The organism is Megamonas sp. (assembly GCF_986095205.1).
Genome location: NZ_CFQVBI010000071.1, coordinates 71989 through 91327, shown reverse-complemented (window position 1 = coordinate 91327; position 19339 = coordinate 71989). Strand labels below are relative to the sequence as shown.

The 19339-nt window shown below is 32.6% G+C and carries 17 protein-coding genes, 7 tRNA genes and 1 riboswitch; of the genes, 20 read left to right on the top strand and 4 right to left on the bottom strand.

Going from position 1 to position 19339, the window contains the following annotated elements:
* Positions 1–84: 84 nt before the first annotated feature.
* The 5 genes from AC5LAX_RS10615 to crcB all read left to right on the top strand — a co-directional run bounded on the left by AC5LAX_RS10615 (position 85) and on the right by crcB (position 968).
* Positions 85–159: transfer RNA gene (locus tag AC5LAX_RS10615), tRNA-Gln, on the top strand.
* 6 nt (positions 160–165) lie between these two features.
* Positions 166–241: transfer RNA gene (locus AC5LAX_RS10610), tRNA-Lys, on the top strand.
* Positions 242–248: 7 nt separating this feature from the next.
* Positions 249–323, top strand: a tRNA-Glu gene (locus AC5LAX_RS10605).
* A 7-nt stretch (positions 324–330) separates the two neighbouring features.
* Positions 331–406, top strand: a tRNA-Val gene (locus tag AC5LAX_RS10600).
* Between the two features lie 47 nt (positions 407–453).
* A riboswitch (Fluoride riboswitch) is annotated at positions 454–518 on the top strand.
* A gap of 75 nt (positions 519–593) precedes the next feature.
* Positions 594–968, top strand: coding sequence for a fluoride efflux transporter CrcB (gene crcB, locus AC5LAX_RS10595; protein WP_167625481.1), 375 nt, complete (start codon positions 594–596; stop codon positions 966–968).
* Positions 969–1027: 59 nt separating this feature from the next.
* On the opposite strand, the gene AC5LAX_RS10590 is transcribed toward crcB, so the two are convergent.
* Positions 1028–1483: a DUF441 domain-containing protein gene (locus AC5LAX_RS10590; RefSeq protein ID WP_018999781.1), complete on the bottom strand. Its 456-nt coding sequence runs from the start codon at positions 1481–1483 to the stop codon at positions 1028–1030.
* A 211-nt stretch (positions 1484–1694) separates the two neighbouring features.
* Between AC5LAX_RS10590 and AC5LAX_RS10585 the strand changes: the two genes are divergently transcribed.
* Positions 1695–2495: an amino acid ABC transporter substrate-binding protein gene (locus AC5LAX_RS10585; RefSeq protein ID WP_008537159.1), complete on the top strand. Its 801-nt coding sequence runs from the start codon at positions 1695–1697 to the stop codon at positions 2493–2495.
* A 38-nt stretch (positions 2496–2533) separates the two neighbouring features.
* Here the strand turns inward: AC5LAX_RS10585 and AC5LAX_RS10580 are convergent, their stop codons facing one another.
* Positions 2534–3409 carry a DMT family transporter gene (locus tag AC5LAX_RS10580; protein WP_167625482.1) on the bottom strand — a complete coding sequence of 292 codons (876 nt, stop codon included), beginning with the start codon at positions 3407–3409 and terminating at the stop codon, positions 2534–2536.
* A gap of 157 nt (positions 3410–3566) precedes the next feature.
* On the opposite strand from AC5LAX_RS10580, the gene AC5LAX_RS10575 reads away from it, so the two are divergent.
* Positions 3567–4208 carry a flavin reductase family protein gene (locus AC5LAX_RS10575; protein WP_008537162.1) on the top strand — a complete coding sequence of 214 codons (642 nt, stop codon included), beginning with the start codon at positions 3567–3569 and terminating at the stop codon, positions 4206–4208.
* Between the two features lie 62 nt (positions 4209–4270).
* On the opposite strand, the gene AC5LAX_RS10570 is transcribed toward AC5LAX_RS10575, so the two are convergent.
* Positions 4271–4690 carry a nitrous oxide-stimulated promoter family protein gene (locus tag AC5LAX_RS10570; protein ID WP_018999784.1) on the bottom strand — a complete coding sequence of 140 codons (420 nt, stop codon included), beginning with the start codon at positions 4688–4690 and terminating at the stop codon, positions 4271–4273.
* A 166-nt stretch (positions 4691–4856) separates the two neighbouring features.
* Between AC5LAX_RS10570 and AC5LAX_RS10565 the strand changes: the two genes are divergently transcribed.
* The 4 genes from AC5LAX_RS10565 (at position 4857) to AC5LAX_RS10550 (ending at position 9452) form a co-directional block, all read left to right on the top strand.
* The gene (locus AC5LAX_RS10565) at positions 4857–5918 is read left to right on the top strand and encodes a methionine ABC transporter ATP-binding protein (protein ID WP_288909234.1); all 1062 of its coding nucleotides are present in this window, start codon (positions 4857–4859) and stop codon (positions 5916–5918) included.
* Complete coding sequence (locus AC5LAX_RS10560; protein WP_008537165.1) at positions 5887–6540, top strand: methionine ABC transporter permease; 654 nt, start codon at positions 5887–5889, stop codon at positions 6538–6540. Before AC5LAX_RS10565 ends, AC5LAX_RS10560 begins: the two co-directional genes overlap by 32 nt.
* A gap of 29 nt (positions 6541–6569) precedes the next feature.
* The gene (locus tag AC5LAX_RS10555; RefSeq protein ID WP_008537166.1) at positions 6570–7385 is read left to right on the top strand and encodes a MetQ/NlpA family ABC transporter substrate-binding protein; all 816 of its coding nucleotides are present in this window, start codon (positions 6570–6572) and stop codon (positions 7383–7385) included.
* A gap of 138 nt (positions 7386–7523) precedes the next feature.
* Positions 7524–9452 (top strand): alpha-amylase family protein, encoded by a 1929-nt coding sequence (locus AC5LAX_RS10550; RefSeq protein WP_115151983.1) that lies wholly within the window; start codon positions 7524–7526, stop codon positions 9450–9452.
* A gap of 60 nt (positions 9453–9512) precedes the next feature.
* Here the strand turns inward: AC5LAX_RS10550 and AC5LAX_RS10545 are convergent, their stop codons facing one another.
* Positions 9513–10826: a hemolysin family protein gene (locus AC5LAX_RS10545; protein ID WP_018999788.1), complete on the bottom strand. Its 1314-nt coding sequence runs from the start codon at positions 10824–10826 to the stop codon at positions 9513–9515.
* Positions 10827–11019: 193 nt separating this feature from the next.
* Here AC5LAX_RS10545 and AC5LAX_RS10540 point away from each other — a divergent pair.
* The 9 genes from AC5LAX_RS10540 to yihA all read left to right on the top strand — a co-directional run bounded on the left by AC5LAX_RS10540 (position 11020) and on the right by yihA (position 19255).
* Positions 11020–11094, top strand: a tRNA-Gly gene (locus tag AC5LAX_RS10540).
* 6 nt (positions 11095–11100) lie between these two features.
* Positions 11101–11175, top strand: a tRNA-Gly gene (locus AC5LAX_RS10535).
* 120 nt (positions 11176–11295) lie between these two features.
* Positions 11296–12600 carry an ArsB/NhaD family transporter gene (locus AC5LAX_RS10530; RefSeq protein WP_018999789.1) on the top strand — a complete coding sequence of 435 codons (1305 nt, stop codon included), beginning with the start codon at positions 11296–11298 and terminating at the stop codon, positions 12598–12600.
* A gap of 65 nt (positions 12601–12665) precedes the next feature.
* Positions 12666–12740 (top strand) — tRNA-Gly (locus AC5LAX_RS10525).
* A 181-nt stretch (positions 12741–12921) separates the two neighbouring features.
* Positions 12922–14214 carry a trigger factor gene (gene tig, locus AC5LAX_RS10520; RefSeq protein ID WP_022228251.1) on the top strand — a complete coding sequence of 431 codons (1293 nt, stop codon included), beginning with the start codon at positions 12922–12924 and terminating at the stop codon, positions 14212–14214.
* 41 nt (positions 14215–14255) lie between these two features.
* Positions 14256–14858, top strand: a complete 603-nt coding sequence (gene clpP, locus AC5LAX_RS10515) for an ATP-dependent Clp endopeptidase proteolytic subunit ClpP (RefSeq protein ID WP_018999790.1) — start codon at positions 14256–14258, stop codon at positions 14856–14858.
* Positions 14859–14895: 37 nt separating this feature from the next.
* Positions 14896–16149: an ATP-dependent Clp protease ATP-binding subunit ClpX gene (gene clpX, locus AC5LAX_RS10510; RefSeq protein ID WP_008537173.1), complete on the top strand. Its 1254-nt coding sequence runs from the start codon at positions 14896–14898 to the stop codon at positions 16147–16149.
* Between the two features lie 124 nt (positions 16150–16273).
* The gene (lon, locus tag AC5LAX_RS10505; RefSeq protein WP_288909235.1) at positions 16274–18586 is read left to right on the top strand and encodes an endopeptidase La; all 2313 of its coding nucleotides are present in this window, start codon (positions 16274–16276) and stop codon (positions 18584–18586) included.
* Positions 18587–19255: a ribosome biogenesis GTP-binding protein YihA/YsxC gene (yihA, locus tag AC5LAX_RS10500; RefSeq protein WP_115151981.1), complete on the top strand. Its 669-nt coding sequence runs from the start codon at positions 18587–18589 to the stop codon at positions 19253–19255.
* Positions 19256–19339 lie beyond the last annotated feature (84 nt).

The window sequence follows — 19339 nt, the reverse complement described above, 5'->3', positions numbered from 1 at the left end:
ACCGAACACAGTAGTTAAGCATTTAGAGGCCGAAAGTACTTGCATGGAGACGTGCTGGGAGGATAGGAAGTTGCCAGTTATGATAGGGGTATCGCCAAGCGGTAAGGCATGGGACTTTGACTCCCACATGCGTTGGTTCGAATCCAGCTACCCCTGCCATATATCGGTTCACTAGCTCAGTTGGCAGAGCACCTGACTTTTAATCAGGGTGTCCCGAGTTCGAATCTCGGGTGAGCCACCATCTCTTTGGCGCGTTGGTCAAGTGGTTAAGACACCGCCCTTTCACGGCGGCTTCATGGGTTCGAATCCCATACGCGTCACCAATCTCTCGGGCGGTTAGCTCAGCTGGGAGAGCGCTTGCCTTACAAGCAAGATGTCAGCAGTTCGATCCTGTTACCGCCCACCATTAGTAATTAATCTCCTTGATTTCAAGGAGTTTTTTTATTTTATAAATAAATAGATGGTGATGGAGTTCACCGATAAATCTGTATAGATACAGTAATGACTCCTGTTATATTATATTTTTATTTTAAATATATATAACAGGAGTTTTTTATTTTATAAAAAGATAATAAAATAGTGAGGAGATTTTTATGAGTAATTTATTAGTTGTTATGTTAGGTTGTGCTTTGGGTGGTGCTATGCGATATTTAATCACTACATATATAAATAAATTAGGATATTTTCCTTATGGTACCTTAGCTGTAAATTTAATAGGTTGTTTCTTAATTGGTATGATAGCTACATTATTAACAGAAAAAATACAAGGAACATCACCATATCTTTCTTTATTTTTGACAGTAGGATTTTTAGGTGGACTTACTACTTTTTCATCATTTACAAATGAAACTTTAATATTATGGCGTACAGGAGATTTCATTTCTGTAGTATTAAATGTAGGCTTAAATACATTTGGTGGGCTTTTAGCAGCTTGGATAGGTAGAATATTAATCTATATGGCTTTTTAATAATAATAATGAAGGCGATACAAATAAATGTATCGCCTTTATCTTTTATAATTGTGATATCAATGAAAAACTTTTAATAAACTTAAAACCATATAAGTCATACCAGCAGCGATTAAAGGTCCAACAGCAACTCCTTTAAAGAAAAATACACCAATCATTGTACCAATGATAAGAGATGATACAATATCTGGAGAGTCCTTCAATAAAGAGACACCGGAGCCACCAGCAACAGCAGCAAATACACCGGCTAATAGGGCCAATATACCGACAGGAGAGGTAAAACTATGTATCATCATTTGAACTGTTATCTTACCAGTAGCTAGAGGTATTAAAATGGCAATTGTAAGTAATATGATGCCATAATTTAAACCATTTGTTTCTACGAATTGCATTAGAGCATCTAACTGGAAAACTTTTAAAATTAAAATTACACCAACAGCATAAAAAACAGACATATTATGTCCAATATAACTTAAGGCTAAAAGTACTAAAAGAATAATATATTCATTACTCATATAAACACGTCCTTTAATTAAATTTTCTTAAATTGTTTTTATATTGTAGCATATGGTTTTTGAAAAAACAAAAATTCTTTAAAATTTTTTCTAAAAAACTATAGCTTTTTTAATTTATTTTTGTTACAATATAACAAGTTAATGCTTTAGCTAATTAAAGTATTACAATGCAATTATAGATAATATATATTCGTATTAGGAGGAAATATTTATGAAAAAGGTATTATTGCTATGTATGTCTATGCTTTTAGGCGCAATGTTAGTAGCTGGCTGTGGAAGTGAGGAAAAAGAAACATCTTCTGCTACTGGTGGCAGTGATAAACCTATCGTTATTGGTTTAGATGATAGTTATCCACCAATGGGCTTTAAAGATGAAAATAATGAAATTGTTGGTTTTGACGTAGATTTAGCAAAGGAAGCAACAAAAAGACTTAATCGTCCAGTAGAATTTAAAGCAATTGATTGGTCTAGTAAAGAAGCTGAACTTAAAAGCGGTCGTGTAGATATTCTTTGGAATGGTTTAGATATTACTGAAAAACGTAAAGAAAATATGTTATTTAGTGATCCTTACATGAAAAATCGTCAAGTTATCTTCGTTCCAGTTAATTCTGATATAAAATCTCTTGACCAGTTAAAAGGTAAAGTAATCGGTACTCAAAGTGGTAGTACAGCAGAAGATTTCTTAGATAATAACCAAGATTATGCTGCACAATTTGCTGAAGTAAAAAAATATGGTGATTACATTGATGCTTTCATGGATTTAGAAAATGGTAGAATTGATGCAGTAGTAACAGATGAACTCATCGGTACTTATTACATGCAAAAACATGCTGATTCCTTTAAAGAAACTGATATTGTTGTAGGTGAACCTACTGATTTTGGTATTGCATTTGCAAAAGACAATCAAGCTCTTCGTGATGAAGTTCAAAAAGTAATGAATGAAATGAAAGCTGATGGTACAATCGCTAAAATTTCCGAAAAATGGTTTGGTAAAGATATCACTACAAAATAATAAGATAAATAAAAGCGAGAACGAAAAGTTCTCGCTTTTTATTTTGATAATATAGTTACAGCTAAAATAATGATGATAGCACCAATTAATTCAAATAAACCAAAGGAAATATTTAAGAAGATAATTGATAAGATAATTGAAGAAAAAGGTTCTAAAGAAGCGAAAACGCTAATTTTTGTAGGAGAGAGATATTTTGTACTTTCAAGATAAGCACAAAATGCTATTGCTGTACCAAAAATAATGATAGCAGATAAAGTAAGAGCTGTATCTAAATCCCATATGCCATTGAACTCCCATGGTTTTTGATAAAAGGACATCAAGATACCACCGATTAGCATACCCCAGCCAATGATTAGTGTGGAACGCCATTTTTTAATAATAGTTCGAGGTTGCAATGTATAAAAGGCAGCAAAGCAAGCACAAACAAGTCCCCAAATAAGAGCTTCTAAAGATATAGCTAGAGTGGAAAAATTTCCTTTAGTAACTAAAAAGAAAGTTCCGACCATAGCAAGAAAGATAGAAAATAATTCTTTAAAAGAAGGTAAGCGATGAGTGGTGAACAATAAGTAAAATACGATTACAATAGGCATTAAATATTGTAGTATAGTAGCTGTAGCAGCATTACTCTGAATGATTGTACCAAAATATGTATATTGAACACCTAGCATACCAAAGATACCAAAACAAATTAATGGAAATTTATCTTTAGTGCGCCAAATAGAAAAAATATCGCCTTTATTTAAGATGGCATCAATACATAATAAAATAATACCAGATAAAATTAGACGAACAGTAACAAGCCATTCGGCAGAGATAATTTTATCAACAAATAAATGTTGGGATAATACACCAGAAGCACCCCAAAGTATAGTACCTGTAACTATAAATAGTGTACCTTTTAATTGGCAAGACATAAGAACCTCCTGAAATATGAAAATAATAGATATATTCTATTATTTTTTTTATTTATTGTAAATAAGTATTGCTTTTTGAGGATTATTGTATTAAAATTTAAATAAGATATTAATTAATAATAATTATTTATTAGAATTAAGTTAAGGAGAAGAAATTATGGAAATGTCAGCATTATGGAAATTAAGTTACGGAATGTATGCTATTGGCACATTAGATGGAGAAAGACCGACAGGTTGTATCGTAAATACAGTTATTCAAATCACTAGCGATAATCCAGTGATTGCTATTAGCATGAATAAAAACAACTATACTTATGATTGTATAAAACGTACAGGTAGATTTTCTGTATCCATTTTATCTGAAAAAACAACACAAAATGTAATTGCTAAATTAGGTTTTTCTTCTGGTAGAGATACAGATAAATTTGATGGCGATATTTTTGCTTGGGAATATATGGACGGACTTCCTGTAGTAAATGAAAATAGCTGTGCGCATATAACAGCAGAAGTTATTACAATGACAGAAATGGAAACTCATTATGTGATTTTAGCGCGTGTACAAGATGCAAAAGTAACTTCTGATTACAATCCAATGACTTATAAATATTATCATGAAGTAATCAAAGGTAAAGCTCCTAAAAATGCACCTACTTATCAGGCTCCAGAAAAAATAACAGATAAAGAAACATGGGCTTGCCAAATTTGCGGATATATTTATGAAGGTGATTTAACTAAAGAACCAGAAGATTTTGTTTGCCCAATTTGTAAACAACCAAAATCTATGTTTAAAAAACAATAAGATAAATTGGTAAAATAAAAAGCTGACCATTATTAGGTCAGCTTTTATTAATTTAGAAAATATTATTTTTTGGAACGAGCTTTAGCTTTTGCAGCTTGTTTTTTCTCTTGTTCATGTTTTGCGTAATCTACGCCCCAGCTTTTCATTTTATGTTTAAACGCTAACATTGGATGGCGTAAAAACATTTTTTTCTGAGTGCTTTGCATGATAGAGCGAAATTCTTTTGTTTGTTTAGTGCCAAAACAAGGACGGTCACAACGTTCGCAAATTGGTTTAGTAATACCATATGGACATCTACTGATTTTCGTCATTACAGTAGTGAGCAAAGCTGTACATTTTGGACAAAGTTTACTTCCAGATGTATTATGATGGCTGTGACAATAAACACCAAATGTTTTACGGATTTCTTCTTTTTCCTTAGGAACATTGTTTTTTATTTCAACCGGTTTACGTTTTGGTAAAAATCTTGAAAAAATTCCCATAGCAGTCTCCCTTGATTATATAATTATTGATTTATAAGTACTTATTTAATTTTACGGTTTATTATAATTTATGTCAAGAAATAGCATAATAGTTTGACAAGGTTTAATTTTTATGATAGTGTCATTGTTAATAAGATTAAGGTATTATTTGGAGTGTATAATTGATATGATAAAGTTAAAAAATATTGTAAAGACTTACGATACCCCAAATGGTTCAGTTCATGCGTTAAAAGATATTAATTTAGAAATTAAGCGTGGAGAAATTTATGGGATTATCGGTCTAAGTGGTGCTGGTAAATCTACATTAGTTCGTTGCATAAATATGCTAGAAAGACCGACTTCTGGTAGTGTCATTGTCAATGGTAAAGATTTGACAACAATGACAGAATCTCAGCTTCGTGAAGCGAGAAAAGATATCGGCATGATTTTCCAACATTTTAATTTATTGTCTACTTCTACAGTATACGATAATATTGCTTTTCCTTTAAAATTAGCAGGAAAATCTAAAGAGGAAATCAAGGCTAAAGTAGAGCCATTATTAAAATTGGTTGGTCTTGAAAATAAAGCTCATCAATATCCATCTCAATTATCAGGTGGTCAAAAACAGCGTGTAGGTATAGCTAGAGCTTTAGCTAATGATACAAAAGTATTATTATGTGATGAAGCGACATCAGCTCTTGACCCTCAGACAACAAAAGCTATTTTAGAATTAATCAGAGATATAAATAAGAAATTACAATTAACAGTAGTAGTAATTACTCATGAAATGCAAGTTATCAAAGACCTTTGCGATAAAGTTGCTGTATTAGACCATGGGGTAATTGCAGAAAATGGTACAGTATTAGAAATCTTTACTAATCCTAAAGAACCTATTACTAAGGAATTTATGAGCGTACTTAGCAGTAATGAACTTCCAGCTGCTTATCGCAATGGCAAAGTGCATAAAGAATATATAAAAGATGCAACTATGTTACTTCGCTTGACTTTTATTGGCGAGTCTGCAGATAATCCAGTGATTGCAGGTCTTATTCGTAAATTCCCTGAATTAGATATAAGTATTTTATTTGGAGATTTATCTCAAATTCAAATGGTACAATTTGGTAGAATGATAATCGGCTTAGATGGAAAAGAAGATCAGATTAAAGATGCGATAAAATCTCTAATGGAACAAGATTTAAAAGTGGAGGTGATAGGATATGTTCAGCGACGCACTCATGTTACTGCCTAAGGCATTAGGTGAAACTGTATATATGGTAGCTGTATCTATGATTGTTGCTTCTGCTATTGGTATTCCTCTTGGTGTATTATTATTGGCTACTGGTAAAAATCAAGTTCTAGAATTAGGTATAGCTAATAAAACATTATCAGCGATTGTAAACTGTGTACGTTCTATTCCATTTATTATTTTAATGGTGGCAATTATTCCTTTTACAAGATTGATAGTAGGCTCTTCTATAGGTACTACAGCGGCTATTGTACCGCTTATTATAGCTTCTATACCTCTTATTGCTCGCCTAGTGGAAACTTCACTTCGTGAGGTGCCTTATGGCTTGATAGAGGCTGCTTTATCTATGGGAGCGACTCCTTATCAGATTATTAGACGTGTATTACTTCCAGAAGCTATGCCAAGTATTGTGGCACAGTTGACAACAGTTATTATTGTGTTGATTGGTGAATCTGCTATGGCTGGTGCTGTAGGTGGCGGTGGTTTAGGTGACTTGGCTATTCGCTATGGTTATCAGCGCTTTAATCCAGAAGTAATGTTGGCTACAGTTATTGTACTTATAGTATTAGTTCAAGTAATTCAATTTTTAGGTAATATGTTAGCTAAAAAATTGAATAAAAAATAATTTTATTTATGTATTAAGGAGGAATTTTGATGAAAAAATTGCTAGCAGTAATTGCTACTGCACTTTTTGCAGTAGTGGCTTTAGCTGGTTGTGGTTCTAGTACAGATACTGCATCTAGTGAAAAAACTGTGCTAAAAGTAGGAGCAACAGCTGTTCCTCATGCAGAAATCTTAGAACAGATTAAACCAGAGTTAGCAAAAGAAGGTGTTGACTTACAGATTATTGAATTCAATGATTATGTACAGCCAAACTTAGCTTTAAATGATGGTGAATTAGATGCAAACTTTTTCCAACATCAGCCTTATTTAGATGAATTCGCAGCAGAACATAGTGTAAAGCTTGTAAGTGCTGGCGGTGTTCATATCGAACCTATGGGAATTTATTCTAAAAAAGTAAAAGCTCTTGATGAATTAAAAGATGGCGCTTTAGTAGCTATTCCTAATGACCCTACAAATGGTGGTCGTGCTTTAATTTTAATGGCAAAAGCTGGTATTATTACTTTAAAAGATAATAACGATATCAAAGCAACTGTACAAGATGTTGTGGCTAATCCAAAAAATATTCAATTCCAAGAAGTTGAAGCAGCTCAGCTTCCACGTGTTTTAGATGATGTAGATGCTGCGGTAATCAATACAAACTATGCAATGCAAGCAGGCTTTGTACCAGCTAGCGATGCTTTAATTATTGAAGATAGTACATCTCCATATGTAAATATTGTAGCTGTTAGAGAAGGAGATCAGGAAAAACCTGCTATCCAAAAATTAATGAAAGCTTTAAAATCTGAAGCAGTTAAAAAATTCATTGAAGAAAAATATAAAGGTGCAGTAGTTCCTGCTTTTGAATAAGCTTAAAAGAATGAAGATATCTACAATAGATAATAAATTATTGTGGATATCTTCTTTTTTTAGCAGGAATAAAAACTATAAATATCTAAATAATAAATATGATATTTTTCTTTTAAATGTCAATGGAGGGATTTATATATGAAGAGCAAGAAAAATAAAAAGAATGCTGTAAATAAAGATGTAAAAAAAGATGTAAAAGTAGCAGTAGTGAAAAAAGAAGATATGTTTGAAGCTAGATTACATAAACATTATGATGAATTAAAATGGCTTTATTGTGAATTGTATCAGCAACAACCAAATCCTTTAAATTATTTTGATGATTTAATTAAAAACTTAAAAGACTTTTATGACCAAAGGGAAGCTTATTTAAAGGAATTAGATATTGCACGTGAAAAAAATACTAATTGGTATAAAGGCAATGATTTCATCGGCATGATGATGTATGTAAATAATTTCTCTGGCACTTTAAAAGGCTTTGAAAAAAGAATACCTTATTTACAAGAAAGCAATGTAAATTATATCCATTTAATGCCTTTATTGACATCTCCAAAAGATGAAGGTGATGGCGGTTATGCTGTAGCAGATTTCCGCAATGTTCAAGAAGAATTAGGAACTATGGAAGATTTGCGCAAATTAGCTAAAAAATGTCATCGCAATAAAATAAGTATTTGCTTAGACTTTGTAATGAACCATACTTCTAATCAACATGAATGGGCAAAAAAAGCAAGAGCTGGTGAACAAGAATATCAAGATAGATATTTCTTCTTTGATAATTATGATATGCCAAGATTATTTGAAGAAAAATGCCCACAGGTATTCCCTACAACAGCACCAGGCAATTTCACTTATTTAGAAGATATTCATAAATTTGTAATGACTACTTTCTATCCATATCAATGGGATTTAGATTATCGCAATCCTATAGTTTTCAATGAAATGGTATACAATATGTTATATTTAGCAAATCAAGGTGTAGATATCATTCGCTTAGATGCTGTGCCATATATTTGGAAACAATTAGGTACAAATTGCCGTAATTTACCGCAGGTTCATACTTTAGTACGTATGATGCGTATGATTACAGAAATTGTTTGCCCATCTGTATTATTATTGGGTGAAGTAGTAATGGCACCTGAAAAAGTAGTTCCATACTTTGGTACAATTGAAAAACCAGAATGTCATATGCTCTATAATGTAACTACTATGGCAACAACATGGCATACAGTAGCTACTAGAGATGTAAGTTTATTAAAACATCAACTTGATATTTTAGCTTCTTTACCAAAACAATATATTTTCCAGAATTATTTACGTTGTCATGATGATATCGGTTGGGGCTTAGATTATGGTTTCTTGAGATATCAGGGAATAGAAGAAGTTGCACATAAAAAATATTTAAATGACTTCTTCACTGGAAAATATCCAAATTCTTTCAGCTGTGGTGAATTATATAATGATGATGAATCATTAGGTGATGCTCGTCTTTGCGGTACTACAGCTTCTTTATGTGGTATAGAATATTATGATAAACAAAAAGATAAAGATGGTATTCAGTCAGCTATTGATTTAGACTTAATGTTACATGGCTTCTTATTGAGCTTATCTGGTATACCTGTTATTTATAGCGGTGATGAAATAGCTCAATATAATGATTGGGAATATAAAAACGATAAATATAAACAAGCTGATTCTCGTTATATTCATCGTGGAGCATTTAACTGGCGTAAAGCTGGTCGTCGTAAAATAGATAATGCTATTCAGGCGAAAGTATATCAAGGTATTAGCAAAATGGAAAAAATACGTTTACAATATGATGTATTCTCCACTGATGCCAATATCTATACTTTAAATACATGGAATAAATCCACAGTGGCTTTAGTTCGTGAAACAGAAAATGAAAAATTCATTGGTATTTATAATTTCAGTGAATATGAAGAAATGGCATGGATTGACGAACAAGATGGCTTATATAAAGAATTATTAACAAAACAGAAAGACTTCAAAGCATCAGGATTAAAATTACCAGGACATGGTATTTTATGGCTCTGGAGAAGTAAAAAAGCATAATATAAAACCATCATAAATAAAAAAGGCGTTAACTCTAAATTTTAGGTTAACGCCTTTTTATTATTTTTTATTTATCTGTGTAACTAAGATGCGGTCAATGCGGGCTTTATCCATACTGATGATTTCAAAACGGAATTTATGCCAGATGATTTTTTCACCAACTTTAGGAATGTAACCAAAATAGGAAGTAATAAAGCCACCCATAGTTTGGAAATGTCCACTGTCTTCATTTGGCAATACTTCGATATCGAATTTTTCTTTGAAATCGTCAATATCAAAAAGTCCATCAATATACCAAGAATGTTCATCTCGTTGAATGATTTGAGGGGAATTAGCAACGGGTTTGCCAGTTATATCACCTAAGACTTCATTGATGATGTCAAAGATAGTGATAAAACCTACAACACCGCCGTATTCGTCAAGTACTACAGCTTCATTTATTTCACTTTCACGGAATTTCTCAAGAACACGAAAACTTTCCATTGCACGAGGCACAAACATTGGCTTATGCATGAGTTTTTCTAAATCAAGCGGTTTATTAGCTAATAATTCATTTAAAATATCTTTAGCATAAACAATCCCTACAAATTCATCAAGATTATCTTTACCTACAAGAAAAACATTTTGATTATGTTCTTGAATAAATTTTAAATTTACCTCTAAGCTATCTTCAAGGTCAATCCACATCATTTGTGTACGTGGTGTCATTAGAGAATAAGCTGTTTGGTCACTCATATGGAAAATACGGTCAACAATATCTTGTTCAGCTTTTTCAAAAGTACCATCTTCTGTACCTTTTTCGATTAAGTCTTTTACTTCATCTTCAGTAACACTATCATTGTTTTGAGGATTGATGCCAAAAATCAATAATAAAGTATTAGCTATAGAAGTAAATAGACTAATAAATGGAGATAAAAGTTTTTTCCATATTTTTAATGGTGTAAGTAGAGTTAGTAAATAATACTCAGGTTTTGTAAGGGCTATATTGCGAGGTAGGGTTGTACTTAAAATAGAACATAATAATATGATGATAAAAGTACTGATGATTAGAGAAATAGGCTCTATATAATTATCGCAATCAGGAAAAATCGCTTGTAAAGTATGAATGAAAAATGGTGCAAGTGAAATGCCAGTCAATAAACCTATTAAAATATTGCAAGAAACATTACCTATTTGCACAGCAATTAAATAAGTAGTAGGTTTATCAATTATTTTTAAGGCTTCAGAAGCTTTCTTTTTACCTTCATCAAGCATTTTTTCTAATTGATTTTTATGAGAATCAGCAATAGCCACTTCAGTGAGAATAAATAAAGCATTTATTAAAATTAATATAAAAATTAATCCAATAAATAAATCCGTCTCGGGAATATCCAAATATCAACACTTCCTTATCTAAAAATATACTATATTATACCACTTATAACTGATAAATGCCATTTTACCAATAATTTTTACAAAGATTATAAAAAACTTACAAAAATTTTTCAAAAAAAGTGTTGACAATCTAATATAAGTTAATATATAATAATCAACGTTGCTGATACATTTACTAAAGCAACAAGACAATGCGGGAGTAGCTCAGTGGTAGAGCATCACCTTGCCAAGGTGAGGGTCGCGAGTTCGAGCCTCGTTTCCCGCTCCATATCATGCGGAAGTAGCTCAGTGGTAGAGCATCACCTTGCCAAGGTGAGGGTCGCGAGTTCGAGCCTCGTTTTCCGCTCCATTTAATAAATATCCCAGTAGTAATACTGGGTTTTTTTGTTATAATGATAAATAAAATAAGATACAGCTTATTATTTTTGTTAAAATAAATTGTTAATTATTAATTTAAGTAGGTGATAAAATGAAACCATTTATGCAAGAATTTATTGTAGGATTTATTTTGGTCATGGTATTAGTAATATTCACCATAGGTGGATTGAGTAATATGCATGATGCTCAAGAATTAGTGGCAGGACTTATATTATTAGCTACTTTGATTGTATTTACCTTAGGTAAAAGCCCAGTATTTAGGGTAGATAGAGCTGGTATGTCTATTATTGGTGCGTCGTTAATGACAGCTTTTGGTATTTTGTCCCTTGAAGAAGCCGTTCAAGCAATTGATGCTAAAACTATTGTAGTATTATTTTCATTGATGGTAGTTGTAAGTAATTTAAAATTAGCAGGATTTTTTACATATATAGGTAAAGTAGTATTCACTCATATTCATACAGGAAAAACTTTATTATTAGCAGTAATTTTTATGTCAGGAATTTTATCTTCTATTGTAATTAATGATATAGTTTGTTTATTATTTACACCTGTAGTTATCATGATATGTTTGAAAGTAAAGGTAAATCCTATTCCTTATTTACTCGCGGTTGCGATGGCTTCAAATATTGGTAGTGCTTGTACATTTATTGGTAATCCCCAAAATGTATTAATAGGTAGTTTATCTCAAGTTCCTGCTGGAGAATATTTCTTATCAGCAGCACCGATATCTTTTTTAGGTTTAATCATGCTTTATTTAGCAATATCATTTAAATATAAAAATGATTTGTCTGTGAGTTTTGAATATAAGAGCGATAACAATAGTATCATTCATAAATATTTATTGAGTAAAACAATAATTGTATTAGCACTTGTCATTATTTTTTATTTAGTTGGTTTTGATTTATCTTTGACAGCAAGTTTTGGGGCAGCATTTTTATTGATTAATGCTCGTATAAAACCAGAACGTGTTTATGAAGATATAGATTTTAACTTATTAATTATGTTCATTGGCTTATTTATCATCATTGCTGGCGTAGAAAAAAGTGGTTTGCTTGATTTAATAAATAGTTTCTTACCACCAGAATATATGAAAGAAATACCATTGTTTTCAGTGATGGCAATAGTGCTTTCTAATATAGTGAGTAATGTACCAGCAGTATTACTTTTAAGATATTACATTCCTGTAGATGAACAAATTTTATGGCAAGCTTTAGCTTTGTTATCCACAATTGCAGGCAATTTGACAGTTTTTGGCTCTATTGCGAATTTGATTGTTATTGAAATTGCCAAAAAGCAGGGTATAAAAGTAACTTCTAATCAATATTTAAAGATAGGTTTTCCATTAACAATATTATTATCCATTATAAGCATTATTTGGTTTGAATTTATAAATTAAAAGTATGAAAAGTGTTGACTTTTTGTTTTTTATCATTTATAATAATTTATGTTGTTAAGACAAGTGCGGAAGTAGCTCAGTGGTAGAGCATCACCTTGCCAAGGTGAGGGTCGCGAGTTCGAGCCTCGTTTTCCGCTCCATAAGAAATTGGTCCCCAGTCAATAAGACTGGGGTATTTTTGTACTTAGACTTGTTTTTATGAAAGTATTGTGATATCATTCATTTAGTATAGTAGGTGTACTGTGACTATTAAGGTGAATGACAGTAACATATACAATAAGAATTTTGGTTTACTAGTTAAACAGGAGGTTTTTTTTTACAATGAACGTTACTACAGAAAAGATTGAAAATCATAAGGTAGTACTTACAATTGAAGTACCAGCTGAAGAACTTGATAAAGGTATTAAAGCTGCTTGCAAATCCCTTGCAAATCGTGTAAACATTCCTGGTTTCAGAAAAGGTAAAGCTCCTCGCCGTATTCTTGAAATGAACATCGGTAAAGAAGCTATCTTAGATGAAGCTTTTGATCGTGTTGCACAGAAAGCTTTTGATGAAGCTTTAAAACAAGAAAACTTAGATCCAGTAGACCGTCCACAGGTTGACATCGTAACTTTAGAAGAAGGTAAAAACGTAGTATTCAAAGCTACTATTACTCCTGTTCCAGAAGTTACTCTTGGCGAATACAAAGGATTAAAAGTTGCTAAAGACGCTGTTGAAGTAAAAGACGAACAAGTTGAAGAACAAGTAAAAAATATCTTAAATCACCATGCAAAAATGGTTGACGCTGAAGAAGGCGCAACTGTTGCAAACGATGATTTCATCACTTTAGATTTCAAAGGTGAAGTTGACGGTGTAGCATTTGCTGGCGGCGAAGGTAAAGATTACCCACTTCAAATCGGTTCTCATTCTTTCATCGATACTTTTGAAGATCAACTCGTTGGTCTTAAAGTTGGCGAAGAAAAAGACGTTAACGTAACATTCCCAGAAGAATATCATGCTAAAGATTTAGCTGGTAAAGCTGCTGTATTCCATTGCAAAATTAACAGCATTAAACATAAAGAAATGCCTGAACTCACTGATGAATTCGTAAAAGCATCTACTTCTTATGAATCCATCGAAGACATGAAAGCAAAACTTCGTGAAAACATTGAAAAAAATGCACAGCGTGAAGCAGATACTAAACGCCGTAACGAAATCTTAAAACAGGCTACTGACAATATCACTGTAGATATTCCAGAAGTTATGGTTGAAAACCGTGTAAGCAACATGATTCAGGAACTTTCCGTAAATCTTGAAAACCAAGGTATGAACCTTGATGCTTACTTAAAATATGCTAACATGGATATGGCAAAACTTCGTGAACAGTACAAAGAAAGTGCTGCAATCGCAGTAAAAACTGACCTCATGTTAGATGCTGTTGCAAAAGCTGAAGATATCAAAGTTGAAAACGCTGATATCAACGCTGAAATCGCTTTACTTGCTGCAACTTATGGTACAACTCCACAAGAAGTAAGCAAAATCATTAAAAAGAACCACAGCATTGGTAACTTAGTAGCTACTGTACTTCACAAAAAAGCTGCTAACTTCATCATTGACAGTGCTGTAGAAGCTTAATTAAAAAATTAAATGTAATATTTTTGACCGGGGTGAATGATATGAACTATGTACCTATGGTAGTTGAACAGTCAGGACGTGGAGAACGTGCCTATGATATTTATTCTCGTCTTTTAAAAGACCGTATAATTTTTTTAGGTGGTCCTATTGATGATAATGTAGCTAACGTGGTAATAGCCCAACTTCTATTCTTAGAATCTGAAGACCCGGATAAAGATATTCACCTTTATATTAATAGTCCCGGCGGTGTTGTTACTGCCGGGCTAGCTATTTATGATACTATGCAATATATTAAGCCAGATGTATCAACTATATGTATTGGACAAGCTGCTAGCATGGGCTCTGTGCTTTTAGCTGCTGGTGCAAAAGGCAAAAGATATGCACTTCCATATTCTCGTATTATGATACATCAACCACTTGGCGGAGCTCAGGGACAATCAACAGATATTCAAATTCAGGCTCGTGAAATTTTGCGTATTCGTGAAACTTTAAATGAAATCTTAAGTCGTCATACTGGCCAGTCTGTAAAAAAACTTACAGAAGATACAGAACGTGACAATTTTATGTCAGCGTTAGAAGCTAAGAAATATGGTTTAATAGATGAAGTTATTATTCGTCCACAAGAAGAAAAAAGTGATAAATAATCAATCATGATTAGCTGTAGATAAGAGGTGAATGTTGTTGAATTTCGGTGAGGGTAATAAAGGCAAAATGAAATGTTCATTCTGTGGAAAAACTCAGGAACAAGTACGAAAACTCGTGGCTGGACCAGGAGTCTATATCTGCGATGAATGTGTTAAGCTTTGCGATGAGATTGTAGAAGAAGAAGTTAATGATAATGAGCCTGTTGAACTTAGAGAGTTGCCAAAACCTAGAGAAATATATGATGTATTAAATCAATATGTAATAGGGCAAGATGAGGCAAAAAAATCTCTTTCTGTAGCTGTATATAACCATTATAAACGTATAAACAGAGTTACAAAGCAGGATGATGTTGAATTACAAAAATCTAATATTTTGATGTTAGGACCAACTGGTAGTGGAAAGACTTTACTTGCACAGACCTTGGCTAAAATATTGAATGTTCCTTTTGCTATAGCCGATGCAACATCACTTACAGAAGCAGGTTATGTTGGTGAAGACGTAGAAAATATTCTACTAAAACTAATTCAAGCTGCTGATAATGATATTGAACAAGCTCAAAAAGGTATCATCTATATAGATGAAATTGATAAAATTGCTCGTAAATCCGAGAACCCTTCAATAACAAGAGATGTTTCTGGTGAGGGAGTGCAACAGGCACTTTTAAAAATCCTAGAAGGTACAATTGCTAGTGTTCCGCCACAAGGTGGAAGAAAGCATCCTCATCAAGAAGGTATGTTACAAATCGATACTACAAATATATTATTTATTTGTGGTGGTGCTTTTGATGGTATTGAAAAAATAATAGATGCACGTTTAGGCAAAAAAAGTCTTGGTTTTGGTGCAGATATAAAAAGTAAACGCAAACAAACTACAGGTGAAATTTTGAAAAATGTTTTACCTGAAGATTTATTAAAATGTGGTTTAATTCCAGAATTTATAGGGCGTGTTCCTGTAGTAGTTACTTTAGAGTCTTTGACAGAAGATGCACTAGTGGATATTTTGGTAAAACCAAAGAATGCTTTAGTAAAACAATATGGCAAACTTTTGGAAATGGACGGTGTAAAACTTCATTTCGATGAAGAAGCTTTACATTTGATAGCCAAAGAAGCTTTGGAGCGTAAGACAGGTGCTAGGGGACTTCGCTCAATTATTGAACGTATTATGCGTGATGTAATGTTTGAGATACCTTCCAAAATGGGTGCTGTTTCTTGTGAAATAACTAAAGAGATTATTGAAAAGAAAAAAACTCCTGTAATCACTTATGCTGATAAAAAAGCTGTAAAAAAATAACTTATTTTTAGCAAAGTAACAGGATATTAATATGCCATTAATAAAGAGTTGTTGCCAGGCTAAATAAAACCGCAGCAACTCTTTTTTATAATAAATATTTTATACTCATAGGAGGATTTCTTTCGTGGGGAAAAAAAGTACATTGAGCTTTTTACCATTAAGAGGAATGGTGTTATTTCCAAATAATGGAGCACATATTGATATAGGTCGTGATAAATCTGTTGCGGCTCTAGAAGAATGTTTGGCACATGGCAGACAGATTATGCTTAGTGCGCAAAAAGATGTCGAAGTAGAAGACCCAAAACGTGAAGATGTATATGAGATTGGTACAGTATGTCAAGTACAGCATGTAACTAAACTCAATAATGGGATTATGCGTGCTCAGATAGAAGGATTGTATCGCGCTCGTATTTTAGATTTTCGCGATGATGGTCTATTCATTGAAGTAGATGTCGAAGAAATTGAAGAAGATAAAACAGATACTAAAGAAATTCAGGCACTTATAAGAGCATGTATTTCTAAATTTGAAGATTGGGTAAAACTTAGTCATAAAATACCACCTGAAGTCATGATTGCAGTTAATGTAGCTATGGATGATGGCGGAATTTTATGCAATGTAGTTACTAATCATTTAAATTGCAAATATCAAGATAAACAAGAAATTTTGGGTATCGTTGATTTAAAAAGCAGATTAGAAGCTCTATATAAATTATTATTACAAGAAGTAGAAATTATGGAGCTTGAAAATAAAATAGTTTTTGATGTAAATAAGCAAATGAATAAAATTCAAAAAGAATATTATTTGCGTGAACAGATAAAAGCTATCAATAAAGAATTGGGCGAAGATGATGAAATAGCAGAAGCTATTGAAGAATATCGCCAAAAAATGAAAGAACATACTTATCCAGAATATGTAACAGAAGCATTGGAAAAAGAATTAAAACGTTTAGAACGCACAAATCCAGCTTCTCCAGAAATGGGAGTAATTCAAAATTATATTGAATGGGTACTTGATTTACCATGGGATATAGAAAATCAAGAAACTATAGATGTAAAAGAAGCACAAAAAACTTTAGATAAACATCATTATGGACTTACAAAAGTAAAAGAACGTATTATTGAATATTTATCTATAAAAGCTTTATCACCAGATATAAAAGCGCCTATCGTATGTTTAGTAGGCCCTCCTGGTGTTGGTAAAACTTCCATTGCAACATCTATAGCACAAGCGTTGAAACGTAAATTTGTCAGAGTTTCTTTAGGTGGTGTACGTGATGAAGCTGAAATCAGAGGTCATCGTCGTACTTATGTAGGTGCTATGCCTGGTCGTATCATTGAAGGTATAAAGAATGCAGGTAGCAAAGACCCATTATTCTTATTAGATGAAGTGGATAAAATGGCGTCAGATTATCGTGGCGACCCTGTGTCTGCTCTTTTAGAAGTATTAGACCCAGAGCAAAACAGTACATTCTCTGACCACTATATCGGGCTTGCATTTGATTTATCTAAAGTAATGTGGATAATCACAGCAAATGATTTAGGTAATATTCCTCGTCCTCTTCGCGACCGTATGGAAATCATCATGCTTCCAAGCTATACTGAAGTAGAAAAAATGCATATAGCAAAAGAACATTTACTTGATAAAGTAAAAAAAGCAAATGGTCTTAAAAAATCTCAAGTGAATATGTCTGATGAAGTAATCAGCAAAATCATCGAAGATTATACTCGTGAAGCTGGTGTACGTGAATTAGAACGTCAATTATCTAAAGCTTGTCGCAAAGCTGCTTATAAAATAGTTACAGAAAAGAAAAAATCTGTACGCATCACTAAGAAGAATATAACTGATTTCTTAGGTAAAGCAAAATATACAGAAACTAAAGCTGAAAAAGAAAACCAAGTAGGTCTTTGCACTGGTCTTGCATGGACTGAAGTCGGTGGTGTTATCTTGCCAGTTGAAGTGGCTGTTTTAAAAGGAAAAGGAAATTTATTACTCACAGGTCAACTCGGTGATGTAATGAAAGAGTCTGGTAGAGCAGCACTTACATGTATTCGTGCTCGTTCTGAGAAATTAAAAATAGATGAAAAGTTCTATGAAGAAAAAGACATTCATGTACATTTCCCAGAAGGTGCAGTACCAAAAGATGGCCCATCTGCTGGTATCACTATGACTACAGCTATAGTATCAGCACTTACAGGTAAGAAAGTAAGAGCTGATGTGGCTATGACAGGAGAAATCACTCTTCGTGGCAAAGTATTGCCTATTGGCGGATTGAAGGAAAAATCTTTGGCAGCTTATCGTGAAGGTATCTATACTGTAATCATGCCAAAAGCTAATGAAAGAGATTTAGACGAAATCGCACCAGAAGTGAAAACTAAGATGAAGTTTATTCCTGTAGAAACTATAGATGAAGTTTTAAAAGTAGCGTTGGTGGATTAAATGACACAGACAGATATACAAGAAAATAATGCAAATAAAATAAAAGCTCAAGATAAAATAAATATTATCCGAGCTAAATATATTGCGTCAGCTGTAAAAAAAGCGCAATATCCAGAAGAACGTTTAAAAGAAATAGCTTTTATCGGTCGTTCTAATGTGGGTAAATCTTCTTTGATTAATTCTTTGACACGTGTGCATAATTTAGCGCGTGTCAGCGGTCAGCCAGGAAAAACGCAGACAATCAATTTTTATGAATTGACTGCTAGATTTAATGAAACTGGTGAAGATAAATTATTTCATTTAGTCGATTTACCAGGATATGGCTATGCTAAAACAGCTCAAACTAATCGCAAGCAATGGGCAAAATTCATTGAAGAATACTTTTTACATTCAGAGCATCTTCAATTTGTTTGTCAGCTCATAGATATTCGTCATGAGCCTATGAAATCAGATAAAGAAATGTTTGATTGGCTCATAAAAAATAATATTCCTGTGCTTATTATCGCAACTAAAGCTGATAAAATCAGCCGTGGAGCAGTTAATAAACAAATAGCTCAAATTCGCAAATCCTTAGGTGTGAAAGAAATAGATATTTTACCTTATTCTTCACCGAAAAAACAGGGAAGAGCAGAGCTTTTAAATGTAATTTATGAAATGTTAGTTGATTAATAATTAAGTGCCTTTAACATATGTTAGAGGCACTTTTTGTTTAATTTAGATTTTAAAAATGAATGATATTCATATTTACTTGAC